We start from the raw sequence: 22,102 nt of genomic DNA on the forward strand, positions 1-22,102 counted from the left end.
AGACCGCTTGAACGGACAGGAATTGGTTTCTTCATCACCGCGCAATTCCCGCAATTCGCCCGACGCCAACCAATTCGTCCTGACGTTCGAGAACAATCGCTTTGCGAGCGAGTTGTTCGGTCAGTTCGACCAAAACTTGAAACTACTCGAGGAGCGCCTTCATATCGATGCTCGCGCCCGAGGAAATTCGGTGGTCATTACCGGTGATATCGTGGCCACCAATCAGGCCAGACGCACTCTCGACTACCTCTATGATCGCCTGCAAAAAGGCGGCAGCGTCGAAAGATCCGACGTGGAAGGCGCCATCCGCATGGCAGTCGCGGCTGACGATCAGCTGAGCCTGCCAACAATGGAGAAAAAAGCCAAATTGACGATGGGACAGATTTCCACGCGCAAGAAGACGATCGTTGCGCGCACGCCGACCCAGGACGCTTACATCCGCGCGCTTGAGCGATCCGAACTCGTCTTCGGAGTGGGACCGGCCGGTACCGGCAAGACCTATCTTGCGGTTGCCCATGCAGCCCAGCTTCTGGAACGTGGCGCAGTTGAAAAGATCATTCTGTCTCGGCCCGCCGTGGAAGCAGGCGAGCGCCTCGGCTTCCTGCCAGGTGATATGAAGGAGAAAGTCGACCCGTATCTGCGTCCGCTCTACGATGCGCTCTACGATATGATCCCTGGCGACAAGGTCGAACGCGCAATTACTGCTGGCGTCATCGAAATTGCACCTCTGGCCTTCATGCGTGGTCGTACCCTTGCCAATGCCGCCGTCATTCTCGACGAGGCTCAGAACACCACGTCCATGCAGATGAAGATGTTTCTGACGCGTCTTGGCGAGAATGCCCGAATGATCGTTACCGGCGATCCGAGCCAGATCGATTTGCCGCGCGGCGTTAAGTCGGGATTGGTCGAAGCGCTTCAGCTTCTTTCCGGCGTTGAGGGTATATCGGTGGTCAGATTTAAAGATGCCGATGTCGTGCGTCATCCGCTCGTCGCGCGCATCGTGCGTGCCTATGACGCTACGCCGATCGGCGGTCCAGAGGGCGGCGCCGGAGAGAGCTGATGGCGCTTCTCGACATTCAGCTGAGCATCGAAGAAGATGGCTGGCCACCGGAAGAGCATCTTCAAGCGATGGCCGTAAAGGTCCTTGAGACAGCTGCCGGTCATCTGAGGCTCCAGGAAAAGCAAAAATTTCCTGATGTCTCGCCTGAGCTTTCGCTTGTCTTTACGAATGACGTGTCCATTCGCGCGATCAATACCGAATGGCGCGGGCAGGACAAACCGACCAATGTCCTGTCTTTTCCCGCCTTTCCGATTGCGCCTGGAGAAAAGCCCGGGCCTATGCTTGGCGATATCGTTATTGCCCGGGAAACCGTGGAGCGCGAAGCCGCGGAGCTGGACAAGAGCTTCGATGATCATTTGACGCATCTAATGGTGCACGGTTTCTTGCATCTCTTCGGCTACGACCATATGAATAATGCCGAAGCCGAGATTATGGAGCGGCTGGAGACTCGCATTCTCGCGGAACTCGGCCTATCTGACCCATACGAGGGTCAAGACCTTAAAATGGAACCATGAGCGACTTTACCATCAAACCGGCGACTGAAGGCCGGGAATCCGATCAAGCCTCCTCTGATGAGGTTGGCAGTAGTAGCCGGCAACCCGGTAAATCAACCTCTTTCTGGGCACGCGCGGCCCGCATCCTGCGTCCACAGCACGGATCTCGCATTCGTGAGGATCTTGCTGACGCCTTGATGGCCACCTCAACCGGTGACGACGCCTTTTCGCCCGAAGAGCGGGCGATGCTCAACAATATCCTTCGTTTTCGGGAGGTCCGCGTGGCCGACGTCATGGTGCCCCGGGCCGACATCGAAGCCGTCGAGCAGAATATCACTATCGGCGAATTGATGATCCTGTTCGAAGAAAGCGGGCGCTCACGTATGCCGGTTTACTCCGAAACGCTCGATGATCCGCGCGGCATGGTCCATATTCGCGACCTGATGTCGTACATCGCCCGGCAGGCACGCAACAAAAGGCGAGGCCGGGCGACCAAAGCTAATGGTGCGCAAGCCGAAAAGGTTGTGGGCGAAACCGTGGCGCCGAAGCCGGTGCGCGCGCCGCGCACACCGAAGGCCGATTTTGATCTGGCTCGAGTCGACTTGCAGAAGACGCTCGTCGAGGCCGGCATCATCAGAAAAATTCTGTTTGTTCCTCCCTCGATGTTAGCGTCAGACCTTCTGCGGCGCATGCAGGCAAACCGAACACAGATGGCGCTCGTAATCGACGAATATGGCGGCACCGACGGACTGGCCTCTCACGAAGACATCGTCGAAATGGTCGTTGGCGATATTGACGACGAGCATGACGACGAAGAAGTCATGTTCAAACGCGTTTCCGACGATATTTTCGTCGCCGATGCGCGTGTCGAGCTTGAGGAAATCGCCGAGGCTATCGGCCCCGATTTCGATATCAGCGACAAAATCGACGACGTCGACACGCTTGGCGGTCTGATCTTTTCGGAACTTGGCCGTATTCCGGTGCGTGGTGAAGTCGTGCAGGCGGTGCCTGATTTCGAGTTCAATATTCTCGATGCCGATCCAAGACGGATCAAACGCGTGCGCATTATCCGCAAGCGTCATGCCATCCTGCGTCGCCGAGCGAAGGTGGAAGGCGAAAATCAAGGTTCCGGCGAACCGGAAGCCGACCTCGCCGCATCGGAAGACAAGGTCTCACGTCCGACGATCAACTAGCTTGGTCGTCCTTGCCAAGAGACGTCCGGCGAGGCAGTTCGTTCAATCATCATATGCCGCTTCATCCTTGGAGCGGCATTTTTCTTGCCAAGATTTGTGCAGATTGTTTTGCTTGCCTCGGCTCAACCGTCCGGCGGTCGCGCATTATGCGGCAAGTAGAGGCACGTCCATGCAACAGATCCCGAGTTGAGGACAAACGACCGGTTTTTTGAAAGACTGCGGCCAAAATGATTCGATCTTGAAGGGGCGAGGATGCGGCGGCTGTCTGATAGGGTAATCCTTGCTTGGGGAGCCAAGAGGGTACTTTTATGCATCTTCGCGGGCGCTGTCGGTGTCCTCGCCCTACCGCCAATCGGCTTTTTTGCCGCCATGTTCGTCTCTTTTACCTTGCTGGTCTGGCTGATGGATGGCACGGCTGCCGCGCCCAACAGCGGTGCGTTCGGCAATCTTCGCTCAGCCTTTTCGACCGGTTGGCTGTTCGGCTTCGGCTATTTCGTGGCGGGACTTTGGTGGCTGGGACATGCCCTGCTGATCGATGCCGATGAGTTTCTTTGGGCGCTACCCCTCGCGATCCTCGGCTTGCCAGCGATCCTGGCGATCTTTTATGGGCTCGCAGCGATGCTGGCGCGCATATTTTGGTCGGAGGGCGCCGGCCGCATCGCTTCGCTTGCTGCAGCTTTCGGGATCTGCGAGTGGCTGCGCAGTTTCATACTGACGGGTTTTCCCTGGAACATGATCGGCTATGGGATGACGCCAATTCCAATCATGATGCAGTCGGCCCATTTGGTCGGGATCCTTGGCATTACGTCATTGGCGGTTTTCGTCTTTTCTGCCCCTGCCTTGTTGTGGACGCGGCAAGGGGTCCGTGTTGGAATGACCGTGGCCGTGATCCTGCTCGCGGCCCATATCGGCTACGGTTTCTTCAGGCTTCATCTGGCCGCAAAGCCGGAATCAGATGAATCCGGCAGCGAGACCGTCATACGGCTGGTTCAGCCGTCGATCGACCAGTCCGATAAAATGGACACAGATGCTGACCGGAAAGCCATCTTCGAAAAGCACTTAAAACTATCCACGGCACAACCGGCAAACGGCGGGCGCAAGCCCGATATCATCGTGTGGCCGGAAACCGCCCTACCCTTTATCTTGACGGATAATAAGGACGCGCTGACGATGATTGCCGATGCGCTGGATGACAATCAAATTTTGATCACCGGTGCGGTACGTGTCGAAGAACCGATGCCCGGCGCCCCGGCGCGCTACTACAACTCCATCTATGTCATCGATGGGCGCGGCCAGATCTTGAGCGCGTCCGACAAGGTCCATCTTGTCCCGTTCGGGGAGTACGTGCCTTACGAGAACCTGCTCGATGCTTTCGGCATCAGAAACATCGTGGAGATACCTGGCGGGTTTTCCGCTGCGGCGAGCCGGCATCTTCTGACCCTTCCGTCCGGCCTGAAGCTTTACCCTGTCATCTGCTACGAAGCGATCTTTCCCGGTGAATTTGGTCCTGAAATTCAGCAGGCCAACGCCATCTTGAACGTAACGAACGATGCTTGGTTCGGTGATACGCCGGGACCGTATCAGCACTTTCTGCAGGCGCGTTTGAGAGCCGTCGAGACGGGGTTGCCGTTGATTCGCGATGCGAACAACGGCATTTCGGCCCTTGTCGATAAGTACGGCGAGATATCAACAGGTTTGCCGCTGAACGAGACAGGCTATGCAGACGCAACCTTGAGGGGATTATCGGCGCCCAACTCTCTCAACACCAATCGTGGACTCAATTTTGGGTTGATTGAAGTCTTTTTGACGGTTGGAGCACTGCTCGGGCGTTTCGGGTTTATTTCGAGAGCGAATTGACCAAAATACCCTAAAATTGCATAGTGATTTTGTAGTGCTAGGCAGGCCCGGGGGTCCTGCTGGCCACGGGAAAAGGTAATCACGCATATGGATGACCCTTCCTCTCATGTTCATATTACTGCTAGGGCACCACAAATGATTGAAAATAAGAAGAGGCCAAATCCCATTGACATTCATGTCGGCAGTCGGATTAGGCTTCGGCGTACAATGCTTGGCATGAGCCAGGAAAAGCTTGGCGAAAGCCTTGGGATCACGTTCCAACAAATTCAAAAATACGAAAAAGGCACAAACCGCGTCGGCGCGAGCCGTTTGCAGAATATTTCAAGCATTTTGAGTGTTCCGGTTTCTTTTTTCTTTGAAAACGCGCCCGGCGAAACCTCCGAGATGATGAACGCTCAGACCGACGGTCCGAGCGGATCAAATCATGTCGTAGACTTCCTGTCCTCTTCCGAAGGACTGCAGCTCAACAGGGCCTTTCTCAAGATCAACGACCCCAAGGTGCGTCGTCGCATCGTGGAACTTGTGAAAGCTTTGGGCACAGAGGCAGAGACCGATTGACACCCACCGCGGGTGCTTATTTCTCCTGCGCTCTTTCTCCTAAGCCGGCCCACACCGTGGACCGGCTTTTTTTATGCGCTGGAAACACTGCGATCTTTCCTGCCGGGAGCGTGCGATGCGCATGAAATCTTCTGTCAACCATACGGCCACGAACTTATCCAACCATAGCAAGGAAGATCGGAAACCCGCGATTGATATAAAGATATATTTATGTCCTTGTATTTTACTTCGGGAGTCGGTACCTACAGCGGTGCTTTTTGTTCTTTGAGGGAAATCCCGGAATGCGCGCAAATTATCTTTTTACCAGTGAATCCGTAGCCGAAGGTCATCCTGACAAGGTTTGCGACCGTATTTCAGACGAGATCGTCGATCTGGTTTATCGGGAAGCGGTAAAGACGGGCGTTAATCCATGGTCGGTGCGCATTGCCTGCGAAACCTTGGCCACGACCAACCGGGTCGTGATCGCCGGTGAAGTCCGTCTGCCTCCCAGCCTTATGAAAAAGGACAAGAACGGCAACGACGTCATCAATCCTGCCAAGTTCAAGACCGCCGCTCGCCGTGCGATCAAGGACATTGGTTATGAGCAGGACGGCTTCCATTGGAAGACGGCCAAGATTGACGTGCTCCTGCATTCGCAGTCTGCCGACATCGCACAGGGCGTCGACAACGCGTCCGACCAGCAAGGCGATGAAGGCGCTGGTGACCAGGGCATCATGTTCGGTTATGCTTGCCGCGAGACCCCGGAACTGATGCCGGCTCCAATCTACTATTCACATCGTATCCTCCAGCTTCTCGCCGCCGCGCGCAAGAAGGGCGACGGAGAGGTCGCAAAGCTCGGCCCCGATGCCAAGAGCCAGGTTACAGTACGCTATGCCGACGGCAAGCCCGCTGAAGTTGTTTCGATCGTTCTTTCGACACAGCATCTCGATGATAGCTGGGACTCCAAGAAAGTCCGTGCGGTCGTAGAGCCTTACATTCGAGAGGCTCTGGCCGATCTGCCGATTTCGGACAGCTGCAAATGGTACATCAATCCGACCGGTAAATTTGTCATCGGCGGCCCTGACGGTGACGCCGGCCTCACAGGCCGCAAGATTATCGTCGATACCTACGGCGGCGCAGCCCCGCACGGTGGCGGTGCCTTCTCCGGGAAGGACACGACGAAGGTTGACCGTTCGGCTGCCTATGCGGCGCGTTATCTTGCCAAGAACGTGGTTGCCGCCGGCCTTGCCGACAAGTGCACGATCCAGCTCTCGTATGCGATCGGCGTTGCACAGCCGCTGTCGATCTATGTCGACCTGCACGGAACCGGCAAGGTGTCTGAGGATCAGGTGGAAGCAGCAATCCGCAAGAATATGGATCTGTCGCCAACGGGCATTCGTCGACACCTCGATCTTAACCGGCCGATCTATGCAAAGACCTCCGCCTATGGCCACTTCGGCCGCAAGGCAGGCCGTGACGGCTCCTTTGCATGGGAACGGACCGATCTCGTAAAGGCCCTGAAGGAAGCTGTGAAGACCAAGGAAGCAGCATGACGGATATGGAGCGTCGTGGGCGCGCGACCGAAGCTTTCTTCGGTCGCCGCAAAGGCAAAGCTCTGCGTGATCAACAGGCGCAAAAGCTCACAACGCTACTCCCACGCTTCCGCATCGATTTGTCCGAGCCATCGCCCGGACAGATCGAAACGCTGTTCGTCGCCGATGTCGAACATGTGCGCGTCGAAATCGGATTTGGCGGCGGCGAGCATCTCATCCATCGCGCTCTCGAATTGCCTCGCACCGGTTTCATCGGCGTTGAGCCTTTCGTCAATTCGATGCAGAAGCTGCTGGCATCGGCTGAATCTCATAGCCTCGACAATCTGCGCGTCTATGACGATGATGCAACGCAACTCCTCGATTGGCTACCGGACAATTCGATCGATCATATCGATCTGCTTTACCCCGACCCCTGGCCGAAAAAGAAACATTGGAAGCGCCGGTTTGTCTCGAAGACAAACCTCGATCGTTTCCACCGCGTCCTGAAGCCGGGCGGGCTTTTTTGCTTTGCATCGGACATCGATACTTACGTTAACTGGACCTTGCTGAAGTGCGACGCCCATGAGGGCTTCGAATGGATGGCGCGCAACTCTGCCGACTGGTTGACACCTTACGAGAACTGGCCGAGCACGCGCTATGAAGCCAAGGCAAGGCGTGAAGGTCGCTCTTCTGCCTATTTGACATTCCGTCGCCTCTGATACGTTCAAGCTTTGCTCAATAGTCCGCCGGGCTGATCGTTTTTGGGATAGACATCTCGGCATGATCAAGCTCATCGTCTTTGATGTCGGCGAAACGCTCGTCAACGAAACACGGCACTGGCGCGAATGGGCTGCTTGGCTCGGGGTGCCGGAATTTACTTTTTCCGCTGTTCTTGGCGGGATGATTGCCACCGGTCGCTCGCATCGCGAGGTTTTCCCGCTTCTTGCTCAGATCAGCCACCCAGAGGCTGTGGCACGACGTTCGGCGTCGGGCTGGACGTACAAGATCGTTGCCGAGGATTTCTATCCTGATGTTGCGGCGTGCTTATCGGACCTGCGAACCGCCGGTTTCAAGATCGGCATTGCCGGCAATCAGCCAGCAGAATGCGAGACGTGCATCTCCAGCATGAACATCAAGCTTGATCTTGTCGGTTCGTCTGGAAGATGGGGCTTTCAAAAGCCGTCCCTGGAGTTTTTCAACCGTATTACGCAGGAAAGCGGCCTTCTACCAAGGGAAATATGTTATGTCGGCGACCATCCGGTCAATGACATTGGGCCTGCAAAACAAGAAGGAATGACAGCTGTTTGGCTGCGTCGCGGTCCGTGGGCCGCCCTTCTTCGCCATGAGGAAGCAGCAAGGGCCGCGGACTTTGTTGCTGACGATCTCACATCGCTCACACGTTGGCTGATACGGTCATCTCCCTGAAACTTGAGGGCACCACGCCTTATGCTGCGCGATCGCCGCGCAAAATGCTCGCGGCGAGAGACCGCCGCGTTCATTCGCACGCAATATCAGAATTAGTGCAGGCTGACAGTTTTCAGTTCGTCCTCTGCCGCTTTGAAGAAGGTGCTGGAGCGATTATCCGTCAGCAGGATGGGCGTGCCATCTGCGCCGAACAGGGCCCACAAATCGACGCCTGGTTCGATATCCGGAGCCTCAGGAAAGCAACGGGATACGTCTTCTGTGCGGATTTTGCGGATATAGGCAACCTCTCCATTGCCAATTCCGGCGAGCTCGGCCTTGGTCAGACCGGCATTTGCGTGTTTCATCAACATTCCTTCACCTCCACCAGAGGGACATCTGCGCCGAAACACCGGCGCAGTATTCTTTGTTTCCCGCATAGCGTCGCCACCACGGCGATCGACTATGCATCGGACGGCGCAAATGCAACCATCGTCCTACTGTGGAACTGAAATGTTAATTTTCTTCACCATACGTGCCGGTTCGGGTCGAATAAGATCAACCGACAGCAAGCCATTTTTCAAACTTGCACCCAAAACGCGAATGCCATCGGCAAGCACGAATATGCGCTGGAACTGGCGCGATGCGATACCTCGATAAAGGTAATCGCGTTCGGTCTGGTCAGATTGACGCCCGCGAATGACAAGCTCGTTTTCTTCGGTGGTGACCTCAAGCTCATCCTCGGAAAAGCCTGCAACGGCCAAGGTGATGCGAAGCCGTTCAGGCGCACCTGTTTCAGGATTTGCAGAAACGCGTTCAATATTGTACGGAGGATATCCGTCGCTCGCTTTGGAAATCCGCTCAAGCGTCTTTTCCATGGCGTCGAAGCCCAGCAGCAGCGGGCTGGCAAAAGGTGTCATACGGCTCATTTTTCAAGTCCTTGATCCAAGCGACCTTTCCGGACCTTTCTGCAAGCATCCAGACCGGACCAATATGGGAAGCTTGAGTCGCCAGCGCAAGATATCCCTTTCAGGAAGCGCGCCTTGACAAAGGCTTCGGTGCCTTTCAATCAAGATGATCATGCATGGCGTGGCTGCGTTGAAATCGATGAAAGGGTGAGAACTATGAGCAGTTTGCGGAAGATCATTATCGATACGGATCCCGGTCAGGACGATGCAGCCGCAATCATGCTGGCCTTCGGCAGCCCGAGCGAAATCGAGATACTCGGGATTACGGCTGTTGCCGGCAATGTGCCGCTTTCTTATACGAGCCGCAATGCGCGCATCATCTGCGAACTTTGCGGGCGCACCGATACGAGAGTCTTTGCCGGGGCCGACAAGCCGATCAAGCGCAAACTGGTGACCGCCGAGCATGTGCACGGAAAAACGGGTCTCGATGGTCCTGTTCTGCCGGAGCCGACCATGGCGCTTCAGCAAGGCCATGCCGTCGATTTCATCGTTGATACGATCCGCCGCGAGGAAGAGGGGAGTGTCACGCTCTGCACGCTTGGGCCTTTAACGAATATCGCCCTTGCCTTTGAAAAGGCACCGGACATCGTATCGCGCATCAGGGAACTCGTCATGATGGGCGGCGGCTTTTTTGAAGGGGGCAACATCACGCCCGCTGCGGAATTCAATATCTATGTCGATCCGGAAGCTGCCGATATCGTCTTCCGATCTGGGGTCCCGATCGTGATGATGCCGCTCGACGTGACACATCAGCTTCTCACCCGCAAGGACCGCGTAGGCCGGATGGCGGAGATTGGAACGCCGCCAGCCAAGGCCATGGTGGAGATGCTCGAATTCTTCGAGCGCTTCGACGTGGAGAAGTATGGCTCGGACGGCGGGCCACTGCATGATCCGACCGTCATTGCCTATCTCTTGAAACCTGAGCTGTTCAGCGGACGTGAGTGCAATGTCGAAATTGAAACTAAGTCGGAACTCACTGAAGGCATGACCGTCGTCGACTGGTGGCATGTCACCGATCGCAAGCGCAATGCCAAGGTGATGCGGTTCGTCGATGCGGACGGCTTCTTTGATCTTTTGATCGAGCGATTTGCCCGGATCTGACGAGCCGTTACGAAAAAAGCGCGAGCCGGGCTCGCCGGATCGCGCTCTGGCTTTAAGCTTGCTTTGATCTTAAATGATCACGCGTCTTTCTGATCGAGGTAGGAGTTGCCCGCATCCTGGTCGATCTTCGGGCCGCCTTTGGCGACGCCGACCATGGCGGGGCGCAACACGCGCTCGCCAATGGTGTATCCGGCCTGGACGACTTGAACGACCGTATTGTTCGGCACATCCGGGTTCGGCACTTCGAACATGGCTTGATGGAAGTTCGGGTCGAACTTCTGTCCGACAGCGTCCAATTGACGGACGCCGTGTCTCTCAAGGGCGCCCAACATCGAGCGTTCCGTCATCTCTACGCCTTCGATCAAGCTTTGAAGACCGGCATTGCCAGCTTCCTTTGCCTCAGCGGGAATAGCATCAAGCGCACGACGCAAATTGTCGGCAACCGCCAGCATGTCGCGTGCAAAACCTGCGACGGAATAGGACTTTGCATCCTTCACGTCGCGTTCGGTGCGCCGACGCAAATTATCCATCTCGGCAGCAAGGCGAAGATAGCGATCGCGGAGTTCGGAATTTTCCGCTTTCAGGACATCCAGCGGATCGGGTTCACTCGCCGCCTCAGGTTCCTGTGCAGCAGTTTCTTGCTCGACGTTCGCGGCCGCGTCGGCTGCAGCTTCCGCCGCGGCGGCATCAGGTCCGTTTTTCGTCGTTTCGTCAGTCATGACGCTCTCCGGTTATCAGATGTCAAAGGGGTTGGGCCCGATATCGAGCTTCATTTTCGAAAAATCAAGTCCGCGTGAGCAAGAAGACGGAACAAGCGTGAAATTGACGCTAATGCCCGCCTCTCGACAGGCGTGAAATAAGCTGCGCCGTATAGTCCACCATGGGAACGAGGCGCGAATAGTTGAGCCTCGTCGGCCCGATCACGCCAACGGCGCCAACGATCCGCTCATCCTCGTCGCGATAGGGCGCAACGATCAGCGAGGAACCGGACAGGGAAAACAGCTTGTTCTCCGAGCCAATGAAGATGCGTACTCCGGATCCGCTTTCGGCCAAGTTGAGGAGCTCGATCAGACTATCCTTGCGTTCGAGATCGTCGAACAGCATGCGTAAGCGATCAATATCTTCAGCGCCGTCGAGCCCTTCCAGAAGATTGGCGCGGCCGCGGATGATCAGTTGGGCCGGCTTTTCTTTCTCAGCGCTTCCGGCCCAAACAGCAATCCCTCGCTCGATCAGTTCCTGGGACAACGTATCGAGCTCGCGGCGCACATCGTCCTTGAGCCGACTGAGCTGTTGCCGGAACTCGGACAAGGTCTGCCCCGTCATGTGGGCATTCAAAAAGTTGGCGGCCTCAACGAGCTGCGCCGACGTCGTTCCGGCCGGCAGCTCGATAATACGATTTTCGACCTGGTCATGGTCACCGACAAGAATGGCGAGCGCTTTCGTTGGCTCGAGCCGAATGAATTCGACATGTTTGAGAACCGGATCGCTTTTTGACGTGATGACCAAGCCCGCACCGCGCGAAATGCCCGACAACATGCTGCTGGCATCGTTCATCACCGATTCAAGAGGCTTATCACGCCCGTCGATCCGCATCTGCCGGTCGATAGTTGCCCGTTCTTCCGGCGAAAGGTCCCCGACTTGCATGAAGGCATCGACGAAGAAGCGCAAACCGATCTGCGTCGGCAAACGCCCGGCGCTGATATGAGGGGAATAGATGAGGCCCAATTCCTCGAGATCGCTCATCACGTTGCGCACGGATGCCGGCGAGAGCGACATGGGCAGGAGGCGGGAAAGGTTGCGCGAACCGAGCGGCTCCCCGTTTTCCAGATAGCCTTCAACGATACGACGAAAGATCTCCCTTGAGCGCTCGTCCAGCGGAATCACAGTCTCCGAACCCTGCGTCGTTCTAAAACCCATGAGGCCTTTGGAACTCCTTTTGTTGTTTCCACGAAATATAGTCATTCGCGGCCGCCGATGAAAAGGGAATTTGCAAATGAACGCGCTCAATCGTAGAAGGCACGCAACGAAATAAGGAGACGACGGATGCGGCCATCAGGCAGAAAGACCGACCAAATGCGCAAAGTCTCGTTCGAGCGCAACTTTGCCAAACATGCCGAAGGCTCCTGTCTCGTCAAATTTGGCGACACGCACGTGCTGTGCACCGCAAGCCTGGAAGAAAAAACGCCGCCGTGGCTGCGCAATTCCGGCAAGGGCTGGGTCACTGCCGAATATGGCATGTTGCCCCGTGCGACAGGCGAGCGGACTAAGCGCGAGGCAGCCGCCGGCAAGCAAGGCGGCCGTACGCAGGAAATTCAGCGCCTGGTTGGCCGCTCGCTGCGCGCAGTCGTCGACCTCACAGCATTGGGTGAGCGGCAGATTACGATCGATTGCGATGTGCTGCAGGCTGACGGGGGAACCCGCACGGCCTCGATCACCGGCGGCTGGGTCGCGCTCCACGACTGCCTGAAGTGGATGGAAAACCGCAACATGATCAAGATCGATCGGGTCTTGAAGGACCACGTTGCAGCAATCTCTTGCGGTATCTTTGCAGGACAGTCTGTCATCGATCTCGACTACCTGGAAGATTCTGCGGCAGAAACGGACGCGAACTTTGTCATGACAGGGGCCGGCGGTATCGTGGAAATCCAGGGAACGGCCGAGGGCGCGCCTTTTAGCGAAGATCAGTTTTCGTCATTGATGGGCCTGGCAAAGGCGGGTATCCGTGAATTGGTCGATCTGCAGAAGCAGGCAATTGGCTGATGCGGGACATGCTGGAAGGCATTCTGGAGACGGCGCTTTATGCCGAAGATCTCGATGCGGCGGAAAATTTCTACGGACATATTCTGGAGCTTGAGAAAGTCAGCCGCGCCGACGATAGACATGTCTTCTACCGCAGCGGCAACGGTATGCTGCTGATCTTCAATCCGAACGAAACGGTGAAGCCGCCGGAACAAGATGCGCTTCAGGTCCCTCCTCACGGCACAAGAGGCCAGGGGCATATATGTTTTCGCGTTTCGGCCGAAAACCTCGATCGGATTGCAATAAGGCTCGAAGCTGCGGGCATTCTCATTGAATCGCGCGTATCATGGCCAAATGGCGGCCGGTCGATCTATTTCCGCGACCCGGCCGGCAATAGCCTGGAATGCGCTGAAGCCCGCATCTGGGGCATCGTATAGGAACTGGAATGCGCAAACTCGATACCAAAACAATCGTTGTCGCCAGTCACAATGCCGGCAAGATCCGTGAAATCGAAGATCTCATTGGACCTCTCGGGTTTTCGGCAAAGTCTGCCGCAGAGCTGAAGTTCGCCGAACCTGACGAAACGGGAACGACCTTCGAAGAGAACGCTGCCATCAAGGCACTCGCCTCGGCCAAGGCCGCCGGGATGCCGGCTTTGTCGGATGATTCCGGGATCGTTATCGATGCGCTGGGTGGCCGACCCGGCGTCTACACCGCCAATTGGGCCGAGACGGCGGACGGCACGCGCGACTTCGCGATGGCGATGCAAAAGGTCGAAACCGCTTTGCAGGATGCCGGCGCAACGAAGCCGGAACAGCGGACGGCACGATTCGTCAGTGTGCTTTGCCTTGCCTGGCCGGACGGCCATACTGAGTTTTTTCGGGGTGAGGTCGAAGGTCTGGTCGTTTGGCCGCCGCGAGGCACGCAGGGTTTTGGATATGATCCCGTTTTTCAACCTCTCGGTCATGAACGAACCTTCGGCGAAATGAGTGCGGAGGAAAAGCATGGTTGGCGGCCCGGCGATCCCGTCGCTCTTTCGCATCGTGCGCGGGCCTTCAAGATCTTTGTAGAGACCTGCCTGGAGCTTTGAACGAGCAGTGGATATTCTGGATATGCCGCAAGATACGGTGCTAGACGGCGGCTTGTTAAAGGACACGGGCGATCCCGGCTTTGGTGTCTATGTCCACTGGCCATTTTGTGCCGCTAAGTGCCCCTATTGTGACTTTAACAGCCATGTACGGCATCAGGCCATCGATCAGGAACGCTTTGCCAGGGCGTTCCAGCAGGAAATCTCGGTTGCCCGGCAGATGAGCGGCCCCAAAACCGTCACGAGCATCTTTCTCGGCGGCGGAACGCCGTCACTCATGAAGCCGGAGACGGTCGACACCATTCTGCAATCGATTGCGGAACATTGGCATGTTCCAGACGGTATCGAGATCACTATGGAGGCCAATCCTTCCAGCGTGGAAGCAGAGCGTTTCCGTGGCTACCGTGCTGCTGGGGTCAATCGTGTGTCGCTGGGCGTTCAGGCTCTCAATGACCGGGATCTGAAATTTCTCGGTCGCCTGCACAATGTCGAAGATGCCCTGAAAGCCATCCGGCTCGCCCGCGAGATTTTTCCGCGCATGTCGTTCGACCTGATCTATGCCAGGCCCAACCAGACGGTGGCTGACTGGGAGGCTGAATTGATCGAGGCCATGTCTTATGCGGTCGATCATCTTTCGCTCTACCAATTGACCATCGAGGAAGGCACGCCGTTTTACGGTCTGCACAAGGCCGGCAAGCTCATCGTTCCCGATGGCGATCACTCCGCTCTGCTCTATGAAGCGACGCAGGCGATTACGGCGGCCAATGGCTTACCGGCCTATGAAGTTTCCAATCATGCCAAACCCGGCGCAGAAAGCCGTCACAATCTCACCTATTGGCGTTATGGCGACTATGCAGGCTTAGGGCCGGGAGGACATGGCCGATTGTCACGGGGGTCGGAAAAGATTGCCACCGCCACGGAGCGCAACCCGGAAGCCTGGCTCTCGCTTGTGGAAGAGCATGGCCACGGGATCATCGATCAGGAACGGCTTGGCTATGATGAACAAGCAGATGAATTGCTGCTGATGGGCCTGCGGCTTCGCGAGGGCGTCGATCTTGCGCGCTGGCAACAGCTTTCCGGCCGCGACCTCGATCCAAGGCGAGAAGAGATGTTGCTGTCCCACGGCTTTGTCGAGCGCATCGGCAATTCTCGGCTGCGCTGCACGCCCTCAGGCATGCTCATTCTCGATTCCGTCGTCGCAGACCTCGCCTGCTGACGACAGACCACCTGCACTCAAACTGCCTCAGCAGAGATGGCCGTAGAGCTCCGGGCCTGAAAAATATTATAAGGCCCGCGGCCTAAGGCCCAGTCTGGTGAAGAACTTGGCGGAAAGGTCGAGAGCCAAAGCCTCAAAGCCAGACGGTCTTCCACGCAACAGCCAAAGCAGGAAGCAGACGGCGGCATAGACAAGCACACCTATCACGACCTTCAGCGATAACAGAAGAACTGCATTTTGTGGGCCTGCCACCGACTGAACGGCGACGATAAGTGCTGCGAGCCCCACATAGGCGCGCCAGTTCTGTACGAAGGTTTCCTGGATGGAGATCTTCATGATGCGCCGCAACATGACATATTGGGCGGAGGCCGTGATGATATTGGCAGCAATTAAGGCTGAAGACGCGCCGAGCAGGCCGAAATAGTAGACGCCGAGCGTGACCATGACGAGCACGGCGAGGACGGAGATCACACGCTCATAAAGAGCGAGGTTTGGTCGGCCGATGGCGCTGTAGATCGGCGTGGGCCAAAGCCAGAAGACGTTCACCGCATAGGCGATCGACACGATCTTGATGGAGAGCGTCGCGGCCAGCCACTTGTCGCCCAACATGACCGGCACCAGTTCGTTGGCCGTCAAAGCGATGCCGACAATGGCCGGAATGAGAATATAATGGGTGGCGGACTGCCAGCGATAAAACAGGGTCCGCATCCCCTCGATGTCGTTTCGCAAATGCGCGAAGGCAGGAAACAGCGCGACCGAGAGAGGCCCCATCGTCTCGGCGGCCGGAATGATTGCGATGTCCTTGCTGACCTTATAGAGCCCCAGTTGGTCTGCGCTGAGATTCTTTCCAACGATCGCTGCATCCCAGTTCTGGGAAAAATAAAGCAGGATGTTGCTCGCGATGATCCATCGCGAAAACTGGAAAACCTCGCCAAAATGAAGGAACGAGAGCCTGATTTTCATCGGCGCCACGATGTAGGATGTCACGAGACGAAAGATCCCACCTGCGACCAATCCGAAAGCGAAGGCATAGTAGCTGTGCAGAACGTAGGCCGCGCCGATCGTCAAAATAAACGTCAGCACCTTTTCGGCGGTCTGCAGGGTGAAATAGATCGAGAACTTAAAGTCCCTTTGAATGGTGATGATCTTCGTGCTGCCAAAACCATCCAGCAGTGAGATAAACGACACCGCATAGATCAATCCCGTGGCATTGGGCTCATTCATGAAAGCGGCGGCAGAGGGCGCGATCAGGACCAGGATCAAAAAGATCAAAAGGCCTCGAATGGCATTCAGCGTCCAAGCCGTGTGATAATAGGCTTCATCGTCCGTCTGCTTTTGGATCAGCAATTCGTTGAAGCCGAACTGCGAGCATGCGTCGAGCAACCCGGCGACAAGAATCGCAACCACCAAGGTTCCAAAGTCGCTGGGCGCAAGAAGTCTCGCCAGAATGATCGTGCTTGCCAAGGATAGCCCGCGCACAGCCCACCTTGCAGCGACCGTCCACATGGAAGCGCGTACGGTCGCGCGCGTCACGTCGCCGGCAAGATCTTTTTCTTTCATTTCAGACATTGGCGATTGCCGAATTCCTTGAAGTCTCTTCACCGAAACGGATCAAAAGCTTGTCCAGCGACGAGCCTGAAGGCGGCTTGCTGTATGAGGGGTGCTTTTTTATGACCTCATTCCACAGGTGCAAGGCATAAGATTGCGGTGTGATGACGCTATCAACGTCAAAAGCTGGATCCAAAAGCTTTTCGGCATCCCGGTAATGCAAAGGATAAAAAGCGGCTGGGGCGAGCGGTTCGACCCCGAGCTTCTTCGAAAGTTTGGTAAAGGCCGTAACGCCATGCGTTCCCCAAGGCATCATGGATGCTAGGGGGCGACCCGCCAGGACGTGCAAACGGATCTTGAAGCGGCTCCAGGCCTTGATCCTCAACCATTCGGGAATGTCGTCGCGCTCAAATAGATCAAGCAGCTCCGTCAGCAGAGGATGATGCCTATCCATGTAAAAGAAGGCGTTGTTGATGAACTCATCGTCCTGTCGGCCTGCAATGTAATCGCCGCTCAACGCGATGGGTCTCAAGCAAATCATGTCTGCATCGGACCAAAAGCCCAGCCCCTCGCGTTGGAGCTTCAGCCTGAAATAATCGGCCGCAAGAGCATAGGAGCCGTTTTTGCCATATCTCAGATTACGAGCCTTGCCCCAAGGCAACAGAGCGCTCGCTTCATGACGCGACACCTCTTTCGGGACGCCCTCTACCTCGCCATACGTAAACAGATTGACGCGGTGTCCTGATTGAAGGAAGGAGCGCATGGAGGCAGCTTCGATCGGCCCAAGCGCCTTGCCGATCCAAAACATATTCACGTCCATCAATCTGCTTTTGGGGAATTTATGCAGCAGCATCCAGACCTCTCAAAATGATGTTTGGATGCCTGAAGCGGTGGGCGAGAGAGTATCGGCTGAACCTAAAATACTTTTATCGCCACAGTTCTGTTTGAAGCATCCGAGTAATTAAGAATCAATAAACAATCATAGGCGTTATCACGTCTTTTATAACTGTAATAGTATGACTTTTTAATGTCTAATCCGAATAACTACTTAAAGTAGGTTGCTGAAATGAATCTATACTTCCTTTTATAGTATATTTTAATTTAGATATCCCTTTATCATTCCTGAGCAAGACGAATTTCCACGCATCCGTACCATTTGCACGGGCGCTCATCACTCTCAGACTACTTCTTTGAATTTATTGGCATATGCTCTCGCGCCACTCGTGCCGACGTCTAAGCGATTGCATTTGCAGATGCGGGGACCTCATTTCTGCGGCCCTGAAGAAGTACGGAGGAAAACGCGTCCGGCATAGGTGCGTCGCCTAGGGCTTGTGGGAAAGCGCTGCTCGCTGTGATTGAGGCACTGATCTAGATTCGGACAAATTGCGGGTGAAAAACCGATGAGCAGCGGCCATGCCTTATCCATTGTCGAGATGAAAAAGCACACTTCAGCGCGTTGCGCAGTTCATGCCTGTCGAACGAAGCGAACAAAGATCGGATAAAATAAATAAAAGCGGCGTTTGCGCACTCAATCAAGTGCGCAAACGCCGCTCATCATTCAGCAATATGCAGACTGCTACTCGTTGATGAGGCGCTTCAGAAGCTCGATCTCATGCGACAGCTTCGTGTCGCCGGAGATCAGTTCCTCGATCTTACGCACCGCATGCAGAACCGTCGTGTGGTCGCGACCGCCAAAGCGACGGCCGATTTCCGGGAACGACCGCGGCGTGAGCGTCTTCGACAAATACATCGCAATCTGGCGCGGCTTGACGATGACGCGGGTGCGCCGGTTCGAAACCAGCTCCTGACGCGAGACATTGTAGTGACGAGCCACGATGCGCTGGATGTCCTCGATCCTGACGCGGCGAGGTTCACCCGCACCGACCAGATGAGCCAAGAGTTCATCGACCCGCTCGATGCTGAGATTGGGCTCAAACGACCGGCGGAAGACGAGCTGGTTGAAGGCGCCTTCAAGTTCACGGCCGCTTGCCGTCACGCTGCGGGCAACATGCGAAAGAATATCGAGCGGGATGTCCAAGGAAGGATCCTCCTGCTGCGCAGCAGCAAGCCGGCGCTTCAGGATCTCAAGCCGCATCTCGTAATCAGGGCCATCAAGCTCAATGGCAACGCCCCCTTGAAGACGCGAGCGAACACGCGGATCGAGAGATTCAAGCTCCCAGGGCGCGCGGTCAGCCGCGACGACCACCTGCTTTGCACTGTCGAGCAAGGAATTCAGGAGATGGCAGAACTCGTGCTGGATCATCTTACCTTGCAGGAACTGCATGTCGTCGATGATCAAGAGATCGATATTGCGAAGAGAGTCCTTCAGCGTCAGCGCATCGTTGTCGCGAATAGCCGTTGCAAAACGCCACATGAAATATTCGGCGGTCAGATAAACGACGCGAAGGCTCCGGGGATTGGCAACGGCTGCATTGGCAACCGCCTGCAGCAAGTGCGACTTCCCAAGCCCGACGCTGGCATGCACGAAGAGCGGATTAAAACGTACTGCGCCTTGGCCAGCCTCGGCAATCGTCTTGGCAGCTGCCAACGCAACGCGGTTGGAGCTGCCCTCTACGAAACTATCGAACGTATAACGGGGATCGAGCGGAGAACCGAAGAGCGGCTGGCCGGAGGTCGGCGCCGCTGGACGGTTCGTCGCGGCGGCAGCAACCACGTTTTGTGTGAACTGGCCAGCGGACTGCAAACTCTGACGGCGTTGGGCAAGGTTGACGGTGACCGGCTCGGACTGTGTTGCCGGCTCTTCCACCGGCTTCAGCATTGGCCGAGCGGCAGTACGAACGAGAATTTCAACCTTTAGAATTTCCGGATCTTCTGCCTGGAACAGGCTGGTGATGATATCGAGATAACGGTTGTTGATCCATGCCTTCAGGAAGGTTGTCGGAACCGACAGTCGAACAACACTTTTCGATATGGAGTGCAGTTTCATACGCTGGAACCAGCTTGCATAGACGTCCGGGCCAACTTGTGCCTTCAGACGAGCGCTGACGCGTTCGAACAGTACGCCTTGCTTCATGTCTCTCTTTTCCCCCGCCGCTTCAAGGCAAATAGAGCCAATCACGGAAACCTGGTCATTATCCAAAGCTTCCGCCGCCATCGATTCCAACTGCATTATGCCGCCTTCCAATTTCCCTCGGGCGTCAGCTTTAGCGCTTCGCCCGATTATTTATCCGTTATGACAGGACCGCCTCTTCATGGAGCTATCCTATCGGTTCACGCAAATACTATGTTTGGCAAAATCGGGTGAAGAACTCACCTTTGAGGTTTGTCGCTTCCGCCTTCCATGTCTGCCGGGCCCTCGTCAGTACCCTTTGGACGTTTGCCGCCCGATCTACGCTTTTCCCTCCTCACACGCCCTAATTGCATCACTTCAAAAAAAACGCACAACGATACCTTCACCGCGGCAAAGGCCACGGCTCAAATCGCCGTCTTGAATGATGAACTCGAAAGCAAGTCCGCCCCCGAACAGAAGGACACGAAATCTACGCCCTGCCGACGTGGCAGTGGTCTTGCCTCAACCATGCAGGTGAGATTGGCGTCCCTGTTGGAAGTCATTTACGCAGGATCGTGTTCGGAGATCAACGATGAATTTTACGCAAAATTAAGCGCCGGCCATTGACTCTAAGCTGGGTTTTCGGGCGTCACGCAAGCGTCAAAAAAGAATCGCTGTTGAATCAAGGGGATTCACGAAAATTGCAAAACTGCCACGGTCGAAAACAAAAAAAAATAAAAACGACTTGACTCTCTTTCGGTCAAAAAGGCGACCCTCAGAACATTACCGAACCGCAATATCCTTCCGTAAGACATTGATAAAAAAACAAAATTTTTGTCACGCCTCTGACATGAAAATAACGCTGATGAGTCAATGAAATTGTCGTATGCGCAAAATGCAAAAAGCCCGGTAAAGTTACCGGGCTAAAATTTCGCAGCAATTTGTAGACGAAAATTACGCGTTCACAGACGTCGAAAGAGCCTTCAAGCGGGCAGCAAGGCGAGACACTTTACGTGATGCCGTGTTGGCATGAAGAACGCCCTTGCTGGCAGCGCGAGCAAGCTCAGGTTCAGCCACCAGGAAAGCTTCCTTTGCCTTGGCTGCATCACCCGATGCCAGTGCTTCTTCGACCTGGCGAACGTAGGTACGGACGCGCGAACGGCGCGCCTTATTGACGGCGGTGCGGCGAGCGATCTTGCGGGTCGCCTTCTTCGCCGAAGTTGTATTGGCCATGTATGCCTCTCTCACAAATTCGAACAAACTCCGCCATCACCGCGGGCCCAAGGCCACCTATCGAGTAATAAGGGAGCAATCACGGAATGCCAGAACGGCTTTCCGAACCGTGGGCGGGCATATACTCCCAATGGCGGGTTGCGTCAACGCGCTTTTTCAGGGATTTCGCGTTGTTGCCGCGCGCCATGGCGCGAATGTAGAGCTTTTGATCCATTGGCAAACAATGCATCAAGTCTTTCAGGCTTCTGCTCCACAGCAACGGCCCAATGATTTTCAGCGACGTCTTTCACCAGATAGCTCGCGCTACGTGTCGATTTTCGAACCGAAACTGCGCGTGCCGAGGGACTAGCGGTTCTTGAAGTCAGGCTTCCTCTTTTCGACAAAGGCCGTCATGCCCTCCTTTTGATCCTCCATCGCAAAGAGGCTTTGAAACAGCCTGCGCTCAAAACGCAAGCCTTCGGCCAAACTGACCTCGGCAGAGCGGTTCACCGCTTCCTTAGCCATCAGGATCGATGGCATTGATAGGGAGGCAATCTTCTCAGCGACTGCGATCGCCTCCTCCATGAGCCGGTCAGGTGCAACAATACGAGACACAAGGCCACAGCGTTCGGCCTCGAGCGCGTCCATCATCCGTCCGGTCAAAACGAGATCCATGGCCTTCGCTTTGCCCACCGCCCGCGTCAGGCGCTGGCTTCCACCCATTCCAGGTATAATCCCAAGGGTGATTTCCGGCTGGCCAAACTTTGCCGTCTCTGCGGCAATTACAATGTCGCACATCATGACAAGCTCGCATCCGCCGCCGAGTGCAAACCCGTTGACGGCAGCCACAATTGGCTTGCGTGCCGCCGCCACCTCTTCCCAACCGGATAGAAAGTCATCCTTATAGATAGCGGCGAATTCAAGCGGCTGCATTTCCTTGATATCGGCACCCGCCGCAAAGGCGCGTTCCGATCCCGTCAGGATAATAGCGCTAATCGCTTCATCCTGGTGAAGCTCGCGATAGGCCTCGCGAAGCTCTTTCAGAAGTGTCGAATTCAGAGCATTGAGCGCTTTTGGGCGATTCAACGTGACTATGGCATATCCGCTTCGCTTTTCGACCAGCAAGGTTTCGTAAGTCATAGCCGCC

The 22,102-nt window shown here is 55.7% G+C and carries 23 protein-coding genes; 13 read left to right on the forward strand and 10 right to left on the reverse strand.

Annotated elements, in window-relative coordinates; translation table 11 throughout:
- Positions 1-7 precede the first annotated feature (7 nt).
- The 8 genes from VQ830_RS10315 (at position 8) to VQ830_RS10350 (ending at position 8,098) form a co-directional block, all read left to right on the forward strand.
- Positions 8-1,060 (forward strand): PhoH family protein, encoded by a 1,053-nt coding sequence (locus VQ830_RS10315; RefSeq protein WP_337268014.1) that lies wholly within the window; start codon positions 8-10, stop codon positions 1,058-1,060.
- Positions 1,060-1,575, forward strand: coding sequence for an rRNA maturation RNase YbeY (gene ybeY, locus VQ830_RS10320; protein ID WP_337268015.1), 516 nt, complete (start codon positions 1,060-1,062; stop codon positions 1,573-1,575). The genes VQ830_RS10315 and ybeY overlap by 1 nt, the downstream gene beginning before the upstream one ends.
- Positions 1,572-2,747: a transporter associated domain-containing protein gene (locus tag VQ830_RS10325; RefSeq protein ID WP_337268016.1), complete on the forward strand. Its 1,176-nt coding sequence runs from the start codon at positions 1,572-1,574 to the stop codon at positions 2,745-2,747. The genes ybeY and VQ830_RS10325 overlap by 4 nt, the downstream gene beginning before the upstream one ends.
- A 252-nt stretch (positions 2,748-2,999) precedes the next feature.
- A complete protein-coding gene (gene lnt, locus VQ830_RS10330) occupies positions 3,000-4,604 on the forward strand; it encodes an apolipoprotein N-acyltransferase (protein WP_337268017.1) in 1,605 nt (534 codons plus the stop codon).
- A gap of 135 nt (positions 4,605-4,739) precedes the next feature.
- Positions 4,740-5,162 carry a helix-turn-helix domain-containing protein gene (locus tag VQ830_RS10335; protein WP_337268018.1) on the forward strand — a complete coding sequence of 141 codons (423 nt, stop codon included), beginning with the start codon at positions 4,740-4,742 and terminating at the stop codon, positions 5,160-5,162.
- A 281-nt stretch (positions 5,163-5,443) separates the two neighbouring features.
- Positions 5,444-6,694 carry a methionine adenosyltransferase gene (gene metK, locus VQ830_RS10340; protein ID WP_337268019.1) on the forward strand — a complete coding sequence of 417 codons (1,251 nt, stop codon included), beginning with the start codon at positions 5,444-5,446 and terminating at the stop codon, positions 6,692-6,694.
- Positions 6,691-7,392 (forward strand): tRNA (guanine(46)-N(7))-methyltransferase TrmB, encoded by a 702-nt coding sequence (gene trmB / locus VQ830_RS10345; RefSeq protein ID WP_337268020.1) that lies wholly within the window; start codon positions 6,691-6,693, stop codon positions 7,390-7,392. The genes metK and trmB overlap by 4 nt, the downstream gene beginning before the upstream one ends.
- Positions 7,393-7,453: 61 nt before the next feature.
- A complete protein-coding gene (locus VQ830_RS10350; protein ID WP_337268021.1) occupies positions 7,454-8,098 on the forward strand; it encodes an HAD family hydrolase in 645 nt (214 codons plus the stop codon).
- Positions 8,099-8,190: 92 nt separating this feature from the next.
- On the opposite strand, the gene VQ830_RS10355 is transcribed toward VQ830_RS10350, so the two are convergent.
- Complete coding sequence (locus VQ830_RS10355) at positions 8,191-8,448, reverse strand: BQ00720 family protein (RefSeq protein WP_337268022.1); 258 nt, start codon at positions 8,446-8,448, stop codon at positions 8,191-8,193.
- A 123-nt stretch (positions 8,449-8,571) separates the two neighbouring features.
- A complete protein-coding gene (locus VQ830_RS10360) occupies positions 8,572-9,003 on the reverse strand; it encodes an Hsp20 family protein (protein WP_337268023.1) in 432 nt (143 codons plus the stop codon).
- Positions 9,004-9,198: 195 nt separating this feature from the next.
- On the opposite strand from VQ830_RS10360, the gene VQ830_RS10365 reads away from it, so the two are divergent.
- Positions 9,199-10,143 carry a nucleoside hydrolase gene (locus VQ830_RS10365; protein WP_337268024.1) on the forward strand — a complete coding sequence of 315 codons (945 nt, stop codon included), beginning with the start codon at positions 9,199-9,201 and terminating at the stop codon, positions 10,141-10,143.
- 77 nt (positions 10,144-10,220) lie between these two features.
- Here the strand turns inward: VQ830_RS10365 and grpE are convergent, their stop codons facing one another.
- Together grpE and hrcA are read right to left on the reverse strand one after the other, a co-directional pair.
- Positions 10,221-10,862 carry a nucleotide exchange factor GrpE gene (gene grpE, locus VQ830_RS10370; RefSeq protein WP_337268025.1) on the reverse strand — a complete coding sequence of 214 codons (642 nt, stop codon included), beginning with the start codon at positions 10,860-10,862 and terminating at the stop codon, positions 10,221-10,223.
- 109 nt (positions 10,863-10,971) lie between these two features.
- Complete coding sequence (gene hrcA / locus VQ830_RS10375; RefSeq protein WP_337268026.1) at positions 10,972-12,060, reverse strand: heat-inducible transcriptional repressor HrcA; 1,089 nt, start codon at positions 12,058-12,060, stop codon at positions 10,972-10,974.
- A gap of 126 nt (positions 12,061-12,186) precedes the next feature.
- Here hrcA and rph point away from each other — a divergent pair, with 126 nt between their 5' ends.
- Genes rph through hemW form a run of 4 tightly spaced genes read left to right on the forward strand, consistent with a single transcriptional unit; the run spans position 12,187 to position 15,185 of the window.
- Positions 12,187-12,903 (forward strand): ribonuclease PH, encoded by a 717-nt coding sequence (rph, locus tag VQ830_RS10380; protein WP_337268027.1) that lies wholly within the window; start codon positions 12,187-12,189, stop codon positions 12,901-12,903.
- Complete coding sequence (locus VQ830_RS10385; RefSeq protein ID WP_337268028.1) at positions 12,903-13,319, forward strand: VOC family protein; 417 nt, start codon at positions 12,903-12,905, stop codon at positions 13,317-13,319. Before rph ends, VQ830_RS10385 begins: the two co-directional genes overlap by 1 nt.
- An 8-nt stretch (positions 13,320-13,327) precedes the next feature.
- Positions 13,328-13,972 (forward strand): RdgB/HAM1 family non-canonical purine NTP pyrophosphatase, encoded by a 645-nt coding sequence (gene rdgB, locus VQ830_RS10390; protein ID WP_337268029.1) that lies wholly within the window; start codon positions 13,328-13,330, stop codon positions 13,970-13,972.
- A 22-nt stretch (positions 13,973-13,994) separates the two neighbouring features.
- Positions 13,995-15,185, forward strand: a complete 1,191-nt coding sequence (gene hemW / locus VQ830_RS10395; protein WP_337268030.1) for a radical SAM family heme chaperone HemW — start codon at positions 13,995-13,997, stop codon at positions 15,183-15,185.
- A 66-nt stretch (positions 15,186-15,251) separates the two neighbouring features.
- Here the strand turns inward: hemW and VQ830_RS10400 are convergent, their stop codons facing one another.
- The 6 genes from VQ830_RS10400 to VQ830_RS10425 all read right to left on the reverse strand — a co-directional run bounded on the left by VQ830_RS10400 (position 15,252) and on the right by VQ830_RS10425 (position 22,095).
- The gene (locus VQ830_RS10400) at positions 15,252-16,754 is read right to left on the reverse strand and encodes an oligosaccharide flippase family protein (RefSeq protein ID WP_337268031.1); all 1,503 of its coding nucleotides are present in this window, start codon (positions 16,752-16,754) and stop codon (positions 15,252-15,254) included.
- A complete protein-coding gene (locus VQ830_RS10405; RefSeq protein WP_337268032.1) occupies positions 16,747-17,586 on the reverse strand; it encodes a hypothetical protein in 840 nt (279 codons plus the stop codon). The genes VQ830_RS10400 and VQ830_RS10405 overlap by 8 nt, the downstream gene beginning before the upstream one ends.
- A 723-nt stretch (positions 17,587-18,309) precedes the next feature.
- On the reverse strand, positions 18,310-19,863 hold the full coding sequence (gene dnaA, locus VQ830_RS10410) for a chromosomal replication initiator protein DnaA (RefSeq protein WP_337268033.1): 1,554 nt from the start codon (positions 19,861-19,863) through the stop codon (positions 18,310-18,312).
- An 834-nt stretch (positions 19,864-20,697) separates the two neighbouring features.
- A complete protein-coding gene (rpsT, locus tag VQ830_RS10415) occupies positions 20,698-20,976 on the reverse strand; it encodes a 30S ribosomal protein S20 (protein WP_337268034.1) in 279 nt (92 codons plus the stop codon).
- A gap of 79 nt (positions 20,977-21,055) precedes the next feature.
- On the reverse strand, positions 21,056-21,205 hold the full coding sequence (locus tag VQ830_RS10420; RefSeq protein WP_337268035.1) for a hypothetical protein: 150 nt from the start codon (positions 21,203-21,205) through the stop codon (positions 21,056-21,058).
- 116 nt (positions 21,206-21,321) lie between these two features.
- Complete coding sequence (locus tag VQ830_RS10425; protein ID WP_337268036.1) at positions 21,322-22,095, reverse strand: enoyl-CoA hydratase; 774 nt, start codon at positions 22,093-22,095, stop codon at positions 21,322-21,324.
- Positions 22,096-22,102 lie beyond the last annotated feature (7 nt).

This window comes from Oryzifoliimicrobium ureilyticum, assembly GCF_037199735.1.
GTDB lineage: Bacteria > Pseudomonadota > Alphaproteobacteria > Rhizobiales > Rhizobiaceae > Rhizobium > Rhizobium ureilyticus.